The 19,441-nt window shown below is 34.3% G+C and carries 17 protein-coding genes; 3 read left to right on the top strand and 14 right to left on the bottom strand.

Going from position 1 to position 19,441, the window contains the following annotated elements; all coding sequences use genetic code 11:
* Positions 1-159 precede the first annotated feature (159 nt).
* On the top strand, positions 160-744 hold the full coding sequence (locus tag C8270_RS07735; RefSeq protein WP_106496278.1) for a cysteine dioxygenase family protein: 585 nt from the start codon (positions 160-162) through the stop codon (positions 742-744).
* A gap of 112 nt (positions 745-856) precedes the next feature.
* Positions 857-1,060 carry a hypothetical protein gene (locus tag C8270_RS07730; RefSeq protein ID WP_106496277.1) on the top strand — a complete coding sequence of 68 codons (204 nt, stop codon included), beginning with the start codon at positions 857-859 and terminating at the stop codon, positions 1,058-1,060.
* Between the two features lie 331 nt (positions 1,061-1,391).
* Here C8270_RS07730 and C8270_RS07725 read toward each other — a convergent pair whose 3' ends face one another.
* The 11 genes from C8270_RS07725 to manA form a co-directional block, all read right to left on the bottom strand.
* Positions 1,392-3,935 (bottom strand): S8 family peptidase, encoded by a 2,544-nt coding sequence (locus C8270_RS07725; protein WP_106496276.1) that lies wholly within the window; start codon positions 3,933-3,935, stop codon positions 1,392-1,394.
* Positions 3,936-3,942: 7 nt separating this feature from the next.
* Positions 3,943-4,905, bottom strand: coding sequence for an AAA family ATPase (locus tag C8270_RS07720; protein WP_106496275.1), 963 nt, complete (start codon positions 4,903-4,905; stop codon positions 3,943-3,945).
* A gap of 209 nt (positions 4,906-5,114) precedes the next feature.
* On the bottom strand, positions 5,115-5,318 hold the full coding sequence (locus C8270_RS07715) for a hypothetical protein (RefSeq protein ID WP_106496274.1): 204 nt from the start codon (positions 5,316-5,318) through the stop codon (positions 5,115-5,117).
* Positions 5,319-5,412: 94 nt separating this feature from the next.
* Positions 5,413-5,979 carry a hypothetical protein gene (locus C8270_RS07710; RefSeq protein WP_106496273.1) on the bottom strand — a complete coding sequence of 189 codons (567 nt, stop codon included), beginning with the start codon at positions 5,977-5,979 and terminating at the stop codon, positions 5,413-5,415.
* A gap of 183 nt (positions 5,980-6,162) precedes the next feature.
* A complete protein-coding gene (locus C8270_RS19880) occupies positions 6,163-6,306 on the bottom strand; it encodes a hypothetical protein (protein ID WP_158701651.1) in 144 nt (47 codons plus the stop codon).
* Positions 6,307-6,623: 317 nt separating this feature from the next.
* Positions 6,624-7,397, bottom strand: coding sequence for a hypothetical protein (locus tag C8270_RS07705; RefSeq protein ID WP_106496272.1), 774 nt, complete (start codon positions 7,395-7,397; stop codon positions 6,624-6,626).
* A gap of 229 nt (positions 7,398-7,626) precedes the next feature.
* Complete coding sequence (gene galE, locus C8270_RS07700) at positions 7,627-8,613, bottom strand: UDP-glucose 4-epimerase GalE (protein WP_106496271.1); 987 nt, start codon at positions 8,611-8,613, stop codon at positions 7,627-7,629.
* A gap of 109 nt (positions 8,614-8,722) precedes the next feature.
* Positions 8,723-9,670 (bottom strand): LCP family glycopolymer transferase, encoded by a 948-nt coding sequence (locus C8270_RS07695; protein WP_106496270.1) that lies wholly within the window; start codon positions 9,668-9,670, stop codon positions 8,723-8,725.
* A 132-nt stretch (positions 9,671-9,802) separates the two neighbouring features.
* Positions 9,803-12,214 carry a P-loop NTPase fold protein gene (locus tag C8270_RS07690; RefSeq protein ID WP_106496269.1) on the bottom strand — a complete coding sequence of 804 codons (2,412 nt, stop codon included), beginning with the start codon at positions 12,212-12,214 and terminating at the stop codon, positions 9,803-9,805.
* A 155-nt stretch (positions 12,215-12,369) separates the two neighbouring features.
* Positions 12,370-13,659 (bottom strand): reverse transcriptase domain-containing protein, encoded by a 1,290-nt coding sequence (locus tag C8270_RS07685; protein ID WP_106496268.1) that lies wholly within the window; start codon positions 13,657-13,659, stop codon positions 12,370-12,372.
* A gap of 425 nt (positions 13,660-14,084) precedes the next feature.
* A complete protein-coding gene (gene manA, locus C8270_RS07675; RefSeq protein ID WP_234028513.1) occupies positions 14,085-14,771 on the bottom strand; it encodes a mannose-6-phosphate isomerase, class I in 687 nt (228 codons plus the stop codon).
* Between the two features lie 226 nt (positions 14,772-14,997).
* On the opposite strand from manA, the gene C8270_RS07670 reads away from it, so the two are divergent.
* A complete protein-coding gene (locus C8270_RS07670; RefSeq protein WP_106496265.1) occupies positions 14,998-15,675 on the top strand; it encodes a hypothetical protein in 678 nt (225 codons plus the stop codon).
* Positions 15,676-15,730: 55 nt separating this feature from the next.
* Here the strand turns inward: C8270_RS07670 and C8270_RS07665 are convergent, their stop codons facing one another.
* The 3 genes from C8270_RS07665 to C8270_RS07655 all read right to left on the bottom strand — a co-directional run bounded on the left by C8270_RS07665 (position 15,731) and on the right by C8270_RS07655 (position 19,377).
* A complete protein-coding gene (locus C8270_RS07665) occupies positions 15,731-16,933 on the bottom strand; it encodes a hypothetical protein (protein ID WP_106496264.1) in 1,203 nt (400 codons plus the stop codon).
* Positions 16,930-17,871, bottom strand: a complete 942-nt coding sequence (locus tag C8270_RS07660) for a protein kinase domain-containing protein (protein WP_106496263.1) — start codon at positions 17,869-17,871, stop codon at positions 16,930-16,932. Before C8270_RS07660 ends, C8270_RS07665 begins: the two co-directional genes overlap by 4 nt.
* Before the next feature lie 141 nt (positions 17,872-18,012).
* Positions 18,013-19,377 carry a sugar phosphate nucleotidyltransferase gene (locus tag C8270_RS07655; protein WP_106496262.1) on the bottom strand — a complete coding sequence of 455 codons (1,365 nt, stop codon included), beginning with the start codon at positions 19,375-19,377 and terminating at the stop codon, positions 18,013-18,015.
* Positions 19,378-19,441: the final 64 nt, after the last annotated feature.

Genomic DNA, 19,441 nt, shown 5'->3' with positions numbered 1-19,441 from the left:
CCTCCTTATAGAATCAAAAGCTTATTAACAATAATACAATAAAATTTTAATTAGTCAAATATTTTTGTAATAAATAAATATTTGAATTATTGAAAGTTAGTTAAAAGTGTGTTTTATTAGAATTAGAGTAGTTTCTAATTTGAAAAGGGAGGAAAATTTATGGAACTTAACAAAATAAAATATAACCTGTCAGACTTTATTAAAGATTTAACTAATGTGGTAGAAGCAACCAATGATGATAGTGAACGAGTCTCACAAGCTGAGCATCATCTCAGTAAATTATTGTGCACGAAGTCATGGCTGCCCATGGAAAAACTGTCTGCGAGCAACAACAATTATGCTAGGCACTCTCTTTATCGCGATCCCCAAGACCGCTTCGAAGTTCTTGCTCTTATTTGGGAACCAGGACAAAGTACACCATTACACGATCACGACGGAACCTGGGGAGTAGAGGGCGTTGTTTCTGGTCGTATGAAGATCCTCAATTATTTGCAATTAGAATCATATTCCGATCAAACTACTAAACTACATCATGCTGGTACAATGACTATAAACGAGCAAAGCACCGGAGAACTTTTACCACCAGCAGACTGCCACATATTGAAACCCGAGGGGGGTGAAACAGTCATTACTGTTCATGTTTACGGAAAACAACTTAAAAAGTTTCGGATATTTGAACGTACTGATCAAGATAATATCTTCATTGCTCATGAAAAACCTGTTGGATATACAACTGAACCATGACACTTAATCAAGAGTGGAAGCAAGGGGATGTTCTCTGACTTAGGCTATTTCTCGCAGGATAATTTTTCAGCTATTGCCGAAAGAGGCGGTTTCTTTGTTTCTAGAATAAGAAATGATACGAATCTTTATCAAAAAAAACGATGATGGACAATGGGAAAAGATAAATATAACCAAGATCATGGAGCCATTACAACCGGGAGAAGTTACCGAACTGACCCAGGTACGGGTAGGGGCTAAAGCTAAGGAGCCGCTCATTGCACGAATCGTTGTTACAAAGCTGACCGAAGTACAAATAGAAAAGCGGAAGGAGCACTAACGTAGTGGGGGTCTGACCCTAGAATCTCCACGAAGCTCTATCCCTTCAACCACAATTGGCTTTCGGCCCATCATCAAACTGTCTACGCTTAAAGACAGCAGTTACCCACTGTCCTCCAAGACTCGCTACGAGTGAATGGCTAGTCCTTACTGGAATCCCATCTGCTATCGCTATATGTTACGACCTATGCTCGGCCGCACGGTCTGACCCCATAGTCTCTCCAGGTTTCTACTATTGTAGAGGTGGCATTAATTCGTTAACAGGAAGCATTTTGCATAAAAAAAAGACCCACCAAACAGTACTAACTTGTTCGGTGGGTATTATCTTTAATCTATTTTTTATAAGTAACTTCTGTTGATACAGTAGTGCGATTTTCAACACTAATTTTAGATTCAATTTTATTTTTTATGACAGAATATAAATCTACTTCTGTCTCAGGTGCCTCAATACTTACTATTAAAGAATATCTAATCTTTGAATTATATTTTTTTAAGTTCGTTCTCAGTTTCCACCAGCCCGTTATTGGATAAACAGCAATTTGATTGCTTTGACTTAATTCACTTGCTGTTCCTTCCCAAATATCAGAATGAACTGATCCTACGTTTCTATTAGTTGCCCCGATAACCCAACGGCTGCTATCATTTTTTACATCACCTTTATCTTCTTCATCATCTCTCATAGCCTTATTAATTCTCTTCAAGAAATTCTCTTGATCCTCAGTTGAATTATTCACATCAAACTGTAGGCCACAAGAAGGATATCGGTATTTATCTTTCCACCCAACTTCTCCAGGACCTGGTTCAATAAAATAAGACAATGTAACTCGCATCTTTACATTTTTATCTTCCAGACTAAGTAATACATCATCTGGCCAAGGTATATTATGAATATGCATTTCTTTTGAAGTAATACTTCCAGTATCCTTCTTATAAAAAGGTTGGATTTCATCTTCTATAATAAGGTTAACTCTATTAGAAACACTCCAAAGTGCTTTTGAAAGATTTGGCACACCATACCCACAAGTTCTCAATAAGTTTCTATAATCCATTCTTTTTGGGGGATCGTTCTCAAAACAAGCATTTTTCATTGCATCTGTCCATTCAGCTGAATGAATCATCAAAGCCCTTATCGTTTCTGGCCATAGTTCAGGATAATGATGTTGAATATTTGCACCCATCCATGCAGCTTGTGCTGTTGCAGAACTTGTCATACTAACTGTATCGAATGATTTACCCGTCGCAGCATCTTTACCTGTCGTCAAAAGTTGTAGATCTGGTAATTCTGTATAAAAATCAGAACTTTCATCATAAGCTAAATTTCCACCCTCTAAAACTATATCCGGTTTCACCGGCCATTTAATACTCCACGTAAGAGAGCTAGAGGTAAATGGTGAGAAACATCCAGGTTCCACAACTGGCTGATATGTACCACTTAATTCATCAGGTATTTGGTATTTGCCTGTATAAGCACCTACAGTAATAGCATTCCAAGCTTGTGCAGGATCTTCAATTGCATGGTTGATGACAGCAGTTTTTACATCACCTGATTCGCTAATCTCTGTAACAGTTGTATTTCCTGCAGAAATGAACATAAGCTTTCTTTTTATATCCGTTTCCTCTATTTCATTTGCACCTGAAATAATAGAATCAATCGCTCCTGACCATGAGGAAGGTCGTCCATCACCTTTAAGTGTATTGGTGGGAGCCGTAATAGCCATACAAATAGCTCTATTAGTCTCAGGATTTTGTATTTCCGCTAAGCTAATAGCACTTTCGGTAACATAACCATATAATTCTCGTTGATTATCATTACTACGATCAAATAACTTTACAGACTCTAAAAAGTGATTAACTACAACAGGAGTAGTATTTTCAAGTTTATCTTCAAGTGTAAAGTAAGATGCAATTCCGGCCATTCTTGTACCATGATCAGCAATGTCATACACACCTTTTGAAGGATCTATTCCATGCATATTTTCATCAATTAAAAGTGGCGCTAGCAAATCATGACCATTATTAACACCTGTATCAAGTAAACAGACCGAAGTATTGGACTGTTCTGAAACATCTAGTCTTTCTACTAAATCTTTTACAAAGTCTCTTTGATCTAATTCAGAAAGCTCTTCAAAAAAGCTTGTTGGGGTAACCATAATTCTGAATTCTGCAATTCTAGAACTTAACCATTGTAATTCTGATAATTGCTGCTTATTGGCCCTTACTCCCAATACAATTCTCTCTGGAAATACTATTTTTTGATTCTTGTGTTGGATATTCCCTCCATCACAAATTTGAAAAAATTCATCGATAATGGTGTCTACTTCCTCTTTCATATCGAACATTAACCACACTTCACACCATTTTGGAATATCGTTGGGTAATTCACTTTTATCGCTCATCCAGAGAGCATCGACCATTGCAAGATTAATACTTTCTATTGTTCCAATTACTTTTTCTTTATTCTTTGTCACTTTGTATTTATTTAACTTTTTAATAAAAAAATCCCTTTGATTTTCAGGGACAAAAATAGTAGAGCTTACAACATTCTGCTCCTCACCATCATCTTCATTTTTTATATTACAAATTCTAACTTTTTGTGCTATATTCTCTAAGCTTTTAGTAATAAGATCATAACCAGCCTGACCCTTAATTTCCAAATATATTCCATGTCGAGAGGATACCGAAACAGCACCCAATGCTTTCTGCTGTTCTTTAGCTTGTTCCCACGCTCTTTTTAAGTTTTCTTCTATTCGATCTGCATGGCTACGTCTGCTAGTTCTAACAGGATAATTACCCTTTCCACCCATGGAGAGAATTGGTGTGTAATCAACCGCTTGGGATGATTGACTAATATATAAGTTGCTTAAATTTGGGTTCATTTAATGCCTAAGCCTCCTTATATTTATAATGATTTTTCCGATCTTTAATGTAATTCAATAGAATGTTTTTTGTAATCAGCTGATCCTCTAAGATAGAATACTTAACTGCTTCTTCACACGCTTTAACAATATCTGCGTAATTTAACCCTTGAGCCTCTTTGTACACATCGTCTGAAAAAATATCGTTAGATGCTTTGCCATGAAGCTTCATCTTAAATAGCCTTGTGATTTGTTCGATATCAGGATTTTTATATTCCATCACGTCATCAAAACGTCTAAAAAGAGCATTATCTAATATACTTGGATTATTGGTAGCTGCAATGATTATGCTATAGGATTCATCGTCTTCAAGATTCTGTAAAAATGAGTTTAAAATTCTTCTCATCTCACCTACATCATCATCTAAATTTCTATCTGATCCAATAGCATCAAACTCATCAAATAAATATACTCCTCGAATTTCCTTTATCTGATCAAATACTTGTCGAAGTTTTGCACTTGTTTCCCCCATGTATTTCGTTATCAACCGATCAAATTGTATTACATAAAGCGGTAAATATAATTCGTTCGCTATAACCGAAGCAGTCATGGTTTTTCCTGTACCAGGGTCACCTGCAAGTAAAAGTTTTGACCGATTCATAAGTCCATTTTTTCTTAAAAGATCTTTCTTGTGATACTCATTGATTACACGTTTAATTTTCTCTTCTATCTCAACCGAAACAATTAAATCAGATAAATGGACATGAGTCATCTTCTGTTCAAGAATGTCTAATTCCTTATTTAAGGCTACAACCTTATTTTTGTTTAGAAATTTAGAGCTTTGAATAATTTCTTTAATTTCTCGAGCACTTGCTGTATGACCTACTTTTGCTTCGTGAGCCGCAATTTGCAAAACAACAGTTTTAAATTTCTCTTCATTACTATTAAAATGCGCCCTTATTAAAGCTTTAATCTGTTCTATTGTTGCCACGCGGATTCACCTTCTTTCTTTAGAAGTGCTTATGATAAAAATATAAGGCACATAATTCCTTTGTGCCTCAAAAATAGTGGTAAAGTATATTGTATGTTAAAATTTCCATTTTGTTACAGCGCATAGCTTCTCTCTCTTTATTTTATCATTCAATGTCAAGCATCTCAACTACATCACTTGGTCTTTTTAGGTTGAATAATCATTTTCATTTATAAAGATTTCTTCTTTCTTTGGTAATGGAACACTTCCCTAGTTCCACCCTTTTCCGGGGCTTTGAATCTTTCCAGTTTACCTTGCCGCATTAAAATAACTTGGAAAATATGCGAATCAGAAATGACCATCCTCTCATTCATAAAACTTACATTCTCTTTCAGATCCTTTGGGTCCTCGCAAAATACTAGCATCTCTGCCACTTCAGGCCCTTCAAGAAGTTCCTAACGTAGTGGGGGGGGCTGACCCTAGAATCTTCCTGACCCCAATACCTTCCACGTTCTGATCCCATACTATCTAATTTTGCATATGTTGTGTTAAACTGTGGAAGTATCTATTCAAGTAACTCCATTTGGATAATTTTATATAAAGGTACATTTCCTTTGTAATGATACGACTATCATTGCCAATCGTATATGCTGTAACAATTTTTGGAATACATTCTTCGACACAGGTATCATCATAATCCATACTTTTCACTATATGTGCAACACAATAGATATTCCATTTTGGCTTAAGCAATTGTTTCGGTACAACATCTCTTTTTGTTGCATTATTTGCAATGCTTATTTTAATTTGTCCTAACCCAATACTAATATCCTTCTTAATTGCGAGATTAGGTCTAAAAATGGCTACAAACTTTTCTATAATCTTAGTAAAAAAATCTCCCCTATTTATTTGTTCATTTGTTATAAGAAAGAATACTATTTCTGGATCAACCCTTAGTTTGTTTGAGTAATATAAAATATCATTTTTATATCTTAAAAATACTTTATATCCCACAGCCTTATATATTGATAAATATTTACTATAGTAACGATTAGAAGTTAGCATATTTTTGTCAAAATCACTATTTTCCATCATTACTATGTTCCTCTTCATCCTCTAATTCTTTTTCTTTGTCATTTCCCCTTAGTTCATCATCACTCTTATCCTTTTCCAGTTCCTCCGTAATGTTTTCCATTACATTTGATCTAAATCGAATATTTACGGCCAACAATGCAAAAAATAAAGCAGCAACTGTACCAATGGAACCAACCCAAGTAGCTATATTTCATAAGAAAATGCCTCCGGAAAAACAATTAAATCAATTTTTTGATTATCTTTGTCAACAATTTCTATTATTTCATCATAAAGATCCTGATATATAAAATGTTCATCAAAATATGGCTGCACAAGTAATATTCTCATGTCTATCTCTCCTCGTATATTGATAGAAAGAAATTCTTTTAAATTACTAAATTATAAATCATGTATTTCAATAAAAGTTGTGTTCCTTAATCCTAAATAGTATTGATATGTATCTACAGCACGTAATAGCTCTTCATCTCCAACAATCCACCCGAACTGATGAAAACGAGTAACATTCAAGAAACCACCGATTGCATGTTTTGAATGCTCAGTCTCTATTTCAACCCCTAGTAATGGATGGTAAATTTTACGAATCCGTTTCTCTTGTATATAAGCAAGTTCCTCGAAATGAACAACATCTGATTTTAAACGTTCAGCTACAATATGTAAGAAATCAACAAATCCTCCACTAATGTAAAAGCCTGCAGATATATCAATCTTAGGTTTGTAATAATAATGTGTGTCTCTTGTAATTTTTTTCTGTTGAAAAGTATCAGGTGAATAAGTATATTCGTTTGATAATAGGTTTTTTTAGTTGTATTAAATTGAACTTTGAAATAATCTGGTACAACATCAAGATCAACCGTTAAATTTGTGCCTGCCAATATACTAAGTATCTTTCTAGCAATAGGTAGCGACACTGTTTCTCCTCCAGAACCCTTCATGCGTTCAACTGCACTAGGTTCTGTTGTGATCATGGTTTTTGTAAAATTCGGTAATTCATAAAGCATTGAAGAATCAAGAAAAAATAAATGCTGCTTACCGAATAATTCTTGCATTGTACGTACTATCTTCATTCCCCTACGATAGGTATCATTTTCTTTACCTGCCCCTTCATTGTCCACAACCATAAAGTGATAATAGCTTGGGGAAATTAGTGAATTCCCTACATTCCCAATTTGATTTTTCGAGGATGTAGTTGAGCCCTCTATTTCAAAAGTAGAAAATGGCAACCATCTCTGTTGTACTAAATTCAGACCTAATAAATGTTCGATTCCCAATGCTGAAACATCAAGTAACCAGACAACATCGAAACGAGGGGTATAGGGCATTTGATTTTCGAAATTAAACTCTTTTTCTGCCCTAAAACCTAGCTGCTCCCCAATTGAAACGAGAGTATCTTGTATTCGAACTGTTGTTGCTTTACTCATTTTTCAACCTCTTTTACTTCATTTTAATTATTCATTACTTGAATGAATTTCATAATTCCAAGCCCTCGCACAGGAAGGGGTTGAAACGTAGAAAAGGAAGTACCTCCCCAAGTCTTGTATAATGGCAGTTGACGAAACATCCAAAAAGACTCGAGGAATACTCCCTGCCTAATCAGTCTCTTTCAAATTTGATACCACCCTAAGACAGTCCGCTAAAACAACCAAAAACCTACTCACCAAACCCACTCTCATGACCACAATGCCAACCCCAAGCATGACTCACCATCGACTTCAAATCCGGATACACCGGAGACCAATTAAGTTCTTCTTTAGCCTTATCCGACGAAGCAATTAGCACCGCTGGGTCACCTGGACGCCTCGGAGTTAATTCAGCATCAATAGTCCGATTCGTAATTTCTCTACAAGTTCCAATAACCTGCTTCACTGAAAATCCTTCTTCATTGCCAAGATTATATACCGCACTCTTAGAACCATTCCGAAGCTTCTGCACTGCTAAATAATGAGCCTGCGCTAAGTCCATCACATGTATATAATCACGTACACAAGTACCATCATCTGTAGGATAATCATTACCAAATATCTTCAAAGACTCACGCTGCCCTAATGCAACCTGTAGGACGATCGGAATTAGATGTGTCTCAGGATCATGATCTTCCCCTATTCGACCTTCTGGATCAGCACCGGCAGCATTAAAATACCGTAAACATACTGATTTCAACCCGTATGCCTGATCATTCCATTTCAACATCTTTTCAATAGCTAGCTTCGTTTCCCCATATGGATTTGTTGGTATGGTAGGGTCATCCTCTTTTATTGGAATGGATTTCGGCTCACCATACGTAGCCGCTGTTGATGAAAATACGATATGCTTCACGTCATGCTCGACCATCTTTTTCACTAAATGATACGTCCCCATGACATTATTTTCATAATAACTTAATGGATCAGTGACACTTTCCCCAACAAGCGAACTTGCCGCAAAGTGAATGACCGAATCAATCGAATGTTTCCCGAAAACTTCATCTAATAACTCTTCATCATGTAAAGAGCCTTCATAAAAAGCAGCTCCTTGCAATGCATCCTTATGGCCTTTAGACAAATTATCTAAGACAATCACATCTTCCCCATGTTCCCTTAAATAAAGTACTGTATGGCTGCCTATGTATCCTGCACCGCCTGTAACAAGTATTGACACAATTCTCATCCTTCCTTATGAATTCTTAAGCATTTCCCCAAAAACCAAAACACAAACAAAGCCCACACATTCCTATTTCATTATGTGCAGGCCTAACAATCTTAAAAGTCTATGACTTAATATTCGCTATCATCCCATGAACTTTCTCTATCTCCTCATCAGGAACTTGTAAATAATAAATACCGCCAATTTTCGTGCCATTGCCTTTCATCATATAGCTAACCGCATTATTTCGAACACCTTTATAGTTCAATAATAAATTCTTCATATCATCAAAATCCAGATTTGTTTCCATATTGTTACCCAATACATCGATCATGTTATCTATTTTCGTAACGGATGCAACACTTGCTCCTTTATCAACAATTGCCTGAATAACCTGGCGCTGGCGTTTCGTCCGACCAAAGTCACCATTCGGATCCAAATGACGCATGCGCACATATCCCATTGTCTTCGGTCCATTTAATGAAATCTCGCCCTTACCATAATGGTATCCCTTTTTATAGTAACCTTCATCGTACCAATCCAGTTTGTTATTAACGGTAATACCACCAACAGCATCAACCATTTCCGTTAATCCATCCATGTTCATTTCGACATAGTAATCCAATTCGACATCAAGCAGGTTCTCAACCGTCGCGATGGACATATCAGTACCACCAAACGCATAGGCATGATTAATCTTGTCCACGGTACCTTTGCCAACAATTTCTGTTCGGGTATCTCTAGGTATACTAATTAGCTGCATTTTATTTTGCTCCGGATCCAACGAAAGGACCATTAGTGCATCAGATCGTCCGCTATCTCCAGGACGCTTATCAACGCCAAGCAATAAAATGTTCAATGGCTTTTGCTCATTCATTTTCTTCTTTCCAACAACTGGATCAATCGAAGTAACTGTCTTATGCATCTTCTCATTGACCGTTTCTTTAGCATTGTGGTAAATAGAATATGCGTATGTTCCAACACCAAGCACTAGTACGAAAATTACAGCCAAGCTTATTTTCAACCAGAGACGTTTTGGCTTCTTTTGTTTATTTGATCGCTTTTCTTCCATAATAGCATTCCTTTGCTTTAAAATTTCTATGACTATTATACCATTTGTAGGATAGATTAGTAGTTAGAAATATACACCAGCTGCCGCTCATTTATTTGCTTATAAAAAAGTTAAATGGTCACCCAACGCCATTCAATCATTTAACCCATCCAACAATCTATCAATTTCATATACAGTGATTTTGCCTTCTTTAAAACTTCTTTCAATTTCTGTTTTAATATCTATTTCTTTATCATTTGCTATTCCTTTTAATCGATCAAACTCATCTTGATTAATGTACCGACTTGAAATTTCACTTGTTACAAATCCTGATTTCTTTTTTGTGATTTGATCTTCACAGTTTATTATATTAATAAGCTTTTCTATGAATTCAATAATTACACTTAGTTCCTTTTCTACTGCATTCAACTTAATCTTATTACTTAAATCGCATAAATTCCCTATTATCCTTTTAAGACTCAGCAATATTAATTTTTTGCGTTCGTTTGTTATTATGTCATTACTATGATTAAAGAACTCAGTATCTGTATAGCCCAATTTTGATAATGCACCAATATATGTTTTTAAAAATTGTGAAAAACAGTCCTCAGAATTTAAATTACCTTCAATATGTAACTTATTGATCCTGTCTAGAATGCTTATATACTCTTTCCTTGTTTTTAAACCACAATAATTCATTGTTTGCACAAGTTCGACATTAAAGGTTTTTATATTCTCCACGCTAAAATAAATATCCACTAATTCTATTTGCTGCTCATCTGTTGCATCTACAATACGAAATGCTTTAAACAATTCTACAAATCCCGGTGCACCAATTTTGAATATCGTTTGATTATCCAGTTCATAACTATTGTGAAATAATCGATCGCGAAACTGATTATACTTTTTTATTTGGTCAGCCCTGTTTCCCCCTAGGACATCTCTAATGAATATATTTCCCACATATTCATAATCGGTATATTCGGATTTTCCCTGTGCCAATAAGTTCCAAATCAATCTATTTTTCTTTTCATTGCTATCTTTATTTTTTAATTGATGAATAGGCTCTTCTAATATAGCCTGTAGCCTTTCATTACTGTCCTTTGCATCAATTTGCGAATAACCTTTATAATTAAAATCAAACAGCTTCAGCACAAAGTAAAATAATTGATTCTCCTCAACCTCAAATATTTCTTCTACCTCTTTTTTGCTAATCTCCCCCGAGTTATACATTGCTAATAGTTCGTTTATGGTATAAGACTTTGAATCATAATTAAACCTGATTGCATCCAGTAGCCCTTCTTCAATACTTAAGCATTCATATACTGACCAAATAAAATGCTTTACGAAAAAGAAGCTAATTACAACTTCCTTATATTCTTTATACTGTTTTCGCTCTAATACTTTAGATAATTCATTCAGGAAGTTTTTTACTTTTCTTATACTCATATTTTTAAAGGGTACTGTTACATCCTTATTGATTCCAAATGCTTCGTACAGAACATTAAATCTATTCAGTAGGGAATACTCATTCAAAAAGTTAAAATCATTTAATTCTACCAAATTACTATTCCGAAAGTTATTACCCAATTCAAAGTTTAACGTTTCAAAAAAGTTTATCTCTGTCAAATTCATTTTAAATGGTATATATTTTTCGATGTAATCAGCAGTAAAACCTATATCTTTTAAATTATCCTCATGGTATTGATAAATAATCTTTATCCTAGAATTTGATAGTTTTTCGGAAATATCAAAAATCCTTTTGATTACATCCTTATTTGATATCCTGTCTATGTCTTCATAAACGATGATTATTTTTTTATCTAATTTATTCAATTCTTCCTTAAAACCTTTTATCGTTTCCGAATAAGACATATTATTATTTATAAGGAAACTTTGCATGCCCTGCAATTTTGACATAACCGATTTACTTTCCAAGAAACTTTTTAACCTATTAGAATACTTTGATACAATTCTATTTTTATACATTACCTCTTCTAGTTCTTTTATTAGCGTTAATTGAAGCTCGTCAAGATTACAGGCTAATATGTCGATTTCAATAAACTCATATTCAGTCATCATTTCCTCTTTTAACTTGCCAACTACAAAGGATTTCCCTGTTCCCCACCTACCATTTAAGCCAACAATATCAAACATATTCACATAATATTGAAGGAACTCCAGGTCTTTTTTCCGTTTTGTCATTAACTTCGCCTTGTCTCCCGATGTTTCTGCATCGCCACCAGAATAAATAGTATAGCTACGTATGGATATGATCATGAAAAAAACTAGATAGCAGAATAAAAGTACAATACCTAAATATCCTTCTCCAAACCCATTGCTTTGCAGTTCCTTTGTTAATATGAACGATCCAAAATTCCCTATAAATAGTATTATGATGGTATCAAAAATCTCGATATTCTTTGATAGACTACAATTTAAAAAGATCAGGGCCCAAATCGCTGAAATGAAACAAAAATATACAATCACGTTAACTTCAACAGTGAGAAAAAATAGGGAAGATAAAAGTATTGCAATTATTAGTTTGCTCATGAGCTTTTTCATACGCTTATCCTCCGAAACTATTTCAAAAGAAAGTTGGATCCATTGATGTATTTGATGATCTTATCACCTTGTTTCCATTATCATGCAAAAACGTCAAAACTACTTGTATTCCAAAAGGTCCGTGTTTTTTGACAAATGACCACAGGCACCAGGGACTATAGCCGCTTATGTATTCTTCCCCAATGCCGTTTAACCTGCTTACGTATAAGACTTTTCGTTTTTAACTTATCCATTTTTTCGTGGGCCTTATAAGCATAAGTAATAAAGTTGCCACGCCCTTTATAGTTAAAACCTAGATGTGTATATATTTTGTATAATTTCTCTTTTGGACCCTTTCTTTTTGTTGCAAGTGCAACACGACGGCTTGTGTCCGCTTTACGATATGCACGACAATAATATTTAAAAAGGCTTTTTTCACGTATCCGTACAGATTGACCATCTGTTACAAAACCGAGATAATCCAATGTACTGTTTTGTCGGCTTTCGTCTAAAAGAACCCCGTTAGAATAAATACGTATTTCAGTTTTTTCCTCTTGTATCTTTAATCCCTGTTCCTTATAAGCCTGAATTATTTGGAGTACTTCATTTTTTATTGTCTCTACCTTTGATGATGTACTGGTAATTGGTATGATTAAAATTAAATCATCACAGTATCTACGATAAAGAGCCTTATGAGCATCAGCCCAAGCTTTAATCTTTTGATCAAAATGAATTAAATGTACGTTAGATGAAACAGCACTCATCCCTGATCCCTGTGGAATACCGTAGGGCTTTTTATTTTTATAAAGGTGGCCTTCTTTAAAAACACGAAACTCAGCAGGAGTCATAATTTTTGTTAACTTTTGCATTTTCATGAGCTCTTTAAGCTTTTTGACGCCATATTTTTGTTTTAAAAAAATATCAATATCGGATTTATTTACATATGAAAACTGTGTAAGGTTCTTAAATACCTTATACCAATCAGTGGGCAGTTCCTCGACGCCTAATACAGTTTTCATATTTTGTTTAAGTGTTCGATGATCGATATTATTCTTACCATTCTTGTTATTACGATAAGCTAATGCGATATCATCTATTCCATTCCATTCAGCATAACTATTATAAGCATTATTTAATCTATCACCATAGTATTTATAGATAAATCTATCTTTATGAGCAGCATAAAAGATTTGACGTACTTTTTTCTTTTTTCTTTTCCGTTGATTAGTTGAAAGTGTCTTATCGTTTGAAATCGTCACATATTTGTTGAAGTTAATTTTGAAGTGAATAGAAGGCAAAAAAGCATACGAAGAAACCCAATTAGGGTCTTGGATTTTATTTTTTACATGCTCTATACGTACCCGGTCATCAAAGTGTAAATAATATTTAGTTTCATATTTAGACCAGTCAATTTTCGAAGAGCTAGGGAGGCTATGTAATTGTTGTGGCCTATTACTCTGTTTCATAACAGAAAACCTCCTAGCATACGTTTTTGGGATTCAATAAATGAAGAGCCCGTTGACCACTAAATTCGTTAAACAATTCAATTACAATATAAAGGAGAATATTATAACTGTGATAAGTTTAGTAGACATTCCAGATTTGCAAATGATATTTACAGTCATGGAAGTAGTCTGGTTGTTTGTCAAAATTCTTAACAGCCTGAACCTTGACAAGTTTAAACTTATCTCTCTTGCAACCAATTTGCAAGACGCCTTCAGCAATTGCTGAATTAAAATCAATTCTACATCAAAATTCAATTTACTTCAAATAAACACTATCATTCTACAATTCTCTTAATGAAACTGATGAGACCCCCAAAACCCAAACTGACAAGTTCTAAATCCTTTATAATGACAAAAACAGACTTTACTAACAATTTGAAGTCTCCCTACTCCGCATCCCCAGAAAGCATGTATTCATTGATCTCATAAGGCAATACAAAATGATTTCCCTTCTCTATAGCAAAAGACTTCTCACCAACCATAATCCGTGCATTACCTTCAATCACGCTTACCTGCATAAAATCTTTCTCCATTTTCTGTGAAACCATACCATTTAGCTGCCAATGATAAACCGAGAAATATTCATTTTCGACTAGCTTCTTTACTTTCAAATCTCCAACATTCTGCTCAAGTTGATCCAATTGAGCATCTTGGTGTGGAATAGTTGTTACTTGTTTGGCTTGCTCCAAATGCAATTCACGTTTATTGCTAGCAGCGTCCATACGATCATAATCATAAACGCGATACGTAATATCCGAACTTTGCTGTGTCTCCAATATCACAATTCCTTTCCCAATTGCATGAATTGTACCATTAGGAACATAGACAAAATCACCTGTTTTAACCTTAATACGTCTTAATAATGTATCCCATTCTCTATTGTCCATCAGGCGTTCTAACCCATTTTGAGACTTGGCATGATGTCCCAAAACAAGTTCAGCATCTGGTTCTGCATGCAACACATACCAGCACTCTGTTTTCCCATATGGTTCATCTTCCACTTTGCGCGCAAATTGATCATCTGGGTGTACCTGTACTGATAATTCATCATTTGCATCCAGAATCTTAACCAACAACGGATATTAAAAGGGTTTCGCTTCTTTGTACACTTTGGCACATTAATGCAGTGGGGGTCTGACACCAGTATTTTTCCAAATCCTTCTTATTAATCATATCTTTATAGGCTATGGGGCAGACCCCATAGCCACGCTTTACCATGACACCAGCAGTTCCCCTGCATTTACAATAACACTTTTTTCTTTTACTGTTATAGGTTATTATATAAAAGAGGTGTCTAAAATGTTTCCAAATGAATTAAGTCTACAGGAAAAGTTTATAGAAATTAAAAGAGTCGATCTGAAGGAAAATGAAAAAGTTCTTTCTGAATTTAATGCACGGTTTGGAAATGTAGATATAGTTCAAGTAATTATTAATAATTCAAATCTAATGAATCCTGAACAGGCAAACTTACTTTCAAATTATCAATTTGCCAAGGTTTTAGCCTATCTACACAAAAAAGCAGTTCGAACCTTTGATTACCTTAAAGATCGCACGGATTACAATGAAAAAGTGTTATCTAACTTGCTGTCTAAACTAACAAGAGCAAATATAATCAAAGAAATAACTCCAAAAAGATATATAATTTCAAATGAATTTCAATTTCCCATTTTACAGTTTATATCATATGAAGCAAAATTATCAAAATGGAAAAAGGCAGTTCTTCAAGCAACAATAAATAAAAAATTTTCTTCATATTCCTATGTGGTCTTACCGATGGGTCTAGCAAAAAGATTATACGAAGGTAAGATTAATTACTTTCTAAATCAAAATGTGGGATTGATTGGGGTTTCTAAAGATAGGATTGAATATTTCTCCAAACCTAAAAAGGAAACGGTAAAAGTTCAATGTAACCCTTCGTTTATCAGTAGTATTGCTAAATATCAGATTGAAACCTCAACATTTTCCATACAACAATAAAAAGCAAGCTATTGGCATGGTATCTGCTATGCTAATAGCTTGCTCTCTTTATTACTTATACAAAAATAAAATTATCTTCTTGAAATTTATTTAATGCAATTTTATAATTTTTAATATGCTTACCATTAATATTTTGTAATGTCTCCAGTTCATTATATCTTTTAATATTTGTATCTGCCGTATCAAGTAACTGGTTTACTAATTTTACTTTCTCTTCAATCTTGTTTTTTTTCTTTATCTCATCTACAACCTGTTTCATAGCTTCGAAATATTGTTGATACATATCATTAAAATTTATATTTTCAATATTACCTTCATTAACTTTAGAATCTAATTCACAGCCAGTAAGTATTTTTTCGTATAGTTCTTCCTTAAGATTTTTAGGTATACTAAATATTTCATCTTCAATTGCTAATTCGTATAACATACTCATCGATGTATACCGCTTTTTCTGTCTTCCCATACTTTCAACTGGTTCTAAACCCTTTTGTTCTCTATTAAAATTTCTTAAAGAATAAAACCAACCTGTTCCAATAGCATTAGCGCCAACAGCAAAATATAACACACTTTCAATTCCGGAATAACCTATAACAACTTTTAGACCTAAGTTTTTTAAATCATATATAAATTGGAGCATACCATTAAGACGATTAGGATTAAAATCATGCCTATGTTTAACTTTTTCCCTATCAATAGTAATATATATCCCGTCAAACTTTTGCGAAATGTCACTAAAGTCATCAAGAAAATCAGAAATGTAAGACTTATTCTCGAGTGCAGTCTCATTAAAAATTATTGAAACGAATTTATTTTTATCTATTCCATTATCTTGAAGCTGGTCATAAAAAATCTCCCATGTATCAAATAGTTTATCAACTATTCTATCATTAAAACTATATAAATAAAATGACGGTGCCATTACTACGTCAACATCAAATTCTAATTGAAAGTCTATAGACCTACTCACTAAAGTTTCAAGGTTCTCTGTGTTTCGCAAAAAGGCCCTATCAATATTACTCTTCGGAAAATAGTCTAATTCACTCAATCTTTTTACGATAGATGACTCAAATTGTTTATAATATATTTTTAGATCAACTACATTTTGAACTAAGGAATAATTATGATCATTATTTCGGATTTCTTTAATTCTATCTACTTTCTCTTCTCTTGGATCCCAAATCACACCATCAATTAAGTCATTTGAAAATAATCGTTCTAACTTAGGTTTCCACGCTGGACCATGTTGTGCAAAAATCATTGTATATCCTCCCTAGTCAAATTCTCTAACATAGATAATAATTCATCTAAATCTGACCATCTTTTGTGACGTTGTTCTATGGCAAGTCTAGCTATCACTTTACTAAATAAATATATTGACTTTGGACTAGAATCTTTATCTTTCCAAATTTGAAAAATAAAATGTAAATCCCTTTTGTCCTTTTTGTCAAGAATCCGAGACTTTGGTAAAAATATTTCAATTGCAATTAACCCAACTGAAAATAAGTCAGTTCTAAAATCCCATGTATAATCAGAAGTCCTTTTAGCTTGTTCTGGCGCCATATAATATGGTGTACCAATTTCAACCCTAGTAGCAGTAAGTTTTTCTTCATCATTTGATTTTACTAAACCAGCATCGATTATCTTATACTCACCTTGATAGTAGATTATATTTCTTGGTGTCAGATCTCTGTGCACATAACCAGCATCGTGCATTATCCTAATTTGTTTGACCATTTGAAGTAAAAATTCAACAACGGTGTTAATATCTTGCTGGCTTTGGTACAAGTCACTTTTATCTAATGTTTTTCCTTCAAATTTTGTTTCGAAATAGTATATGAAATTATAATTTCCTGTTGTAAAAATTTGGTATCCATCCAATATCTCTAGTTGTGGCAAGATAGGACATTTTTTTGATGCCTCTAACTCCCTAATAATTCTTTTCGATCTCGCCTCAATTTCATATTCCTTTTCATGTTCAAATTCAGTATCTGATAGGTCATTCCACTCCAACCTTTGATAAGTATAATAAGAAGACACATCAACAAACTTAAGCATACTTGATCTTTTTGTATTAAATTCCACTTCAAATACTTGTCTTTGGCCACTCCTAGGTAATTTACCAAAATCTCTAGCTATTAACCCATGTTGATTTAACACTTCGTGAACATCAGAATTAGTTATATAATATTGATCCATGATTTACCCCTTTAAATTAAGTTAATACTATGTCCCTCTTGTGATTTATAAAAATAATAATATACTATAATTATGCTAATTTAAATATAACGTAGTGGGGATCTGTCCTCAAACATCCTAACTAATCCTCCTTAAAAATTTTCATACCCTCACAGTCCTAACAATCTCATCCCACTCCACAGCAATCCGAATAATATCCTCTTCCACCAACTCACTGCCAGTTTGCACTTCAATAATCTCCATATCAGTAGTAGCTCTTAGCGCATGCTTAGCTGCCAACGGAACTTGAATAGTATCCCCTGCTCTTACATGGCTTAAGTGATCATTAAGGACAAATACACCTTCCCCTTTAACAATCGTCCACACTTCACTGCGTTTGTAGTGCATTTGATAGCTAAGGTTTTTGCCTGCGTTAATGCCAATTCGCTTGGTTAATACTTCATTTCCTTCATCATATTTCGTATGTTCTAGGACTCTATACCAGCCCCAGCGGCGTTCTTCATACATAGGACGTCCATCAAACCTACCAACATACCCTTTCACCTTGGGACTAGAATCCTTATTTGTAACAAGTATTCCATCAGGGCTAGCTGCTACAACAGCATTATCGATCCCTAGTAAGGTGATGGGAATATCCAGTTCATTAACAACATGTGAATTCGTGGCTCCTTCACCTATAACACCTTTTCCGATGAAATTAGATGCCATTTCCTCGGTTAGTGTATTCCACGTTCCAAGGTCTTTCCAGTAACCATCGTAAGGTAAAGCAACAATATGTTTTGCCTTCTCTACAACCTCATAGTCAAAACTATTTTTAGTCATTTGATTATATTGGTTTAACAGCTCGTCATATTGAATTGGTAACCCTTTTCCTATTAATAGATCAATAATATAGCCCAATTTAAAGGCAAACACGCCACAATTCCATAATGCATTATTTTTAATCAACTCTTCAGCAGTATTTTCATCTGGCTTTTCCCTAAATGATTTTACCGTTAAATAGCTTCTTTCAGAATTAGCCTCAGGTACAATATAACCATACTTTGCTGACGGGTATGTTGGTGTTACACCCATTAGTGCCAAATCGGCATTTGAATCGATTAGGGTTTCTTCCAAATCTTTTACTCTAGTGAAAAAGCGATCTTCAACATATGGATCCACCGGTAACATCCCTACAACTTCATCAAGGCTACAAGCTTGTATGGAATATAAATAGACTGCCGCTAGTGCAATTGCAGGGAAAGTGTCGCGTCTTTCGGGTTCTGTAACAATTGGTATATTCGACCCCAATTGATTTTTTATCATATCGACTTGGGCAACACTTGTCGCAATGACCGAGTTGTCAGCAAGGTTGTTTTTCTCTAATTGTCCCCATACTCGTTGCACCATAGATTCTTTACTTCCATTTTCGTCACTTAACACTTTTAAAAATTGCTTTGATCTTGCATCGTTTGATAGTGGCCACAGGCGTTTCCCCGAACCACCAGATAGAAGAACTAACTTCACTTTATATAACCTCCACGAATTTGCTTTCCATTTTCTTATATTCTAGAAACAGTAGATTGATCGC

Source organism: Lentibacillus sp. Marseille-P4043 (assembly GCF_900258515.1).
Taxonomy (GTDB): domain Bacteria; phylum Bacillota; class Bacilli; order Bacillales; family Amphibacillaceae; genus Lentibacillus_C.
This window is presented reverse-complemented; position numbering and strand designations above follow the sequence as displayed.

Bases quoted from the DNA above. Each gene is read 5' to 3' on its own strand.
- C8270_RS07735 (WP_106496278.1), top strand. From the start codon at position 160: ATGGAACTTAACAAAATAAAATATAACCTGTCAGACTTTATTAAAGAT.
- C8270_RS07730 (WP_106496277.1), top strand. From the start codon at position 857: ATGATACGAATCTTTATCAAAAAAAACGATGATGGACAATGGGAAAAG.
- C8270_RS07725 (WP_106496276.1), bottom strand. From the start codon at position 3,935: ATGAACCCAAATTTAAGCAACTTATATATTAGTCAATCATCCCAAGCG.
- C8270_RS07710 (WP_106496273.1), bottom strand. From the start codon at position 5,979: ATGATGGAAAATAGTGATTTTGACAAAAATATGCTAACTTCTAATCGT.
- C8270_RS19880 (WP_158701651.1), bottom strand. From the start codon at position 6,306: ATGAGAATATTACTTGTGCAGCCATATTTTGATGAACATTTTATATAT.
- C8270_RS07705 (WP_106496272.1), bottom strand. From the start codon at position 7,397: ATGAGTAAAGCAACAACAGTTCGAATACAAGATACTCTCGTTTCAATT.
- C8270_RS07695 (WP_106496270.1), bottom strand. From the start codon at position 9,670: ATGGAAGAAAAGCGATCAAATAAACAAAAGAAGCCAAAACGTCTCTGG.
- C8270_RS07690 (WP_106496269.1), bottom strand. From the start codon at position 12,214: ATGAAAAAGCTCATGAGCAAACTAATAATTGCAATACTTTTATCTTCC.
- C8270_RS07685 (WP_106496268.1), bottom strand. From the start codon at position 13,659: ATGAAACAGAGTAATAGGCCACAACAATTACATAGCCTCCCTAGCTCT.
- C8270_RS07670 (WP_106496265.1), top strand. From the start codon at position 14,998: ATGTTTCCAAATGAATTAAGTCTACAGGAAAAGTTTATAGAAATTAAA.
- C8270_RS07665 (WP_106496264.1), bottom strand. From the start codon at position 16,933: ATGATTTTTGCACAACATGGTCCAGCGTGGAAACCTAAGTTAGAACGA.
- C8270_RS07660 (WP_106496263.1), bottom strand. From the start codon at position 17,871: ATGGATCAATATTATATAACTAATTCTGATGTTCACGAAGTGTTAAAT.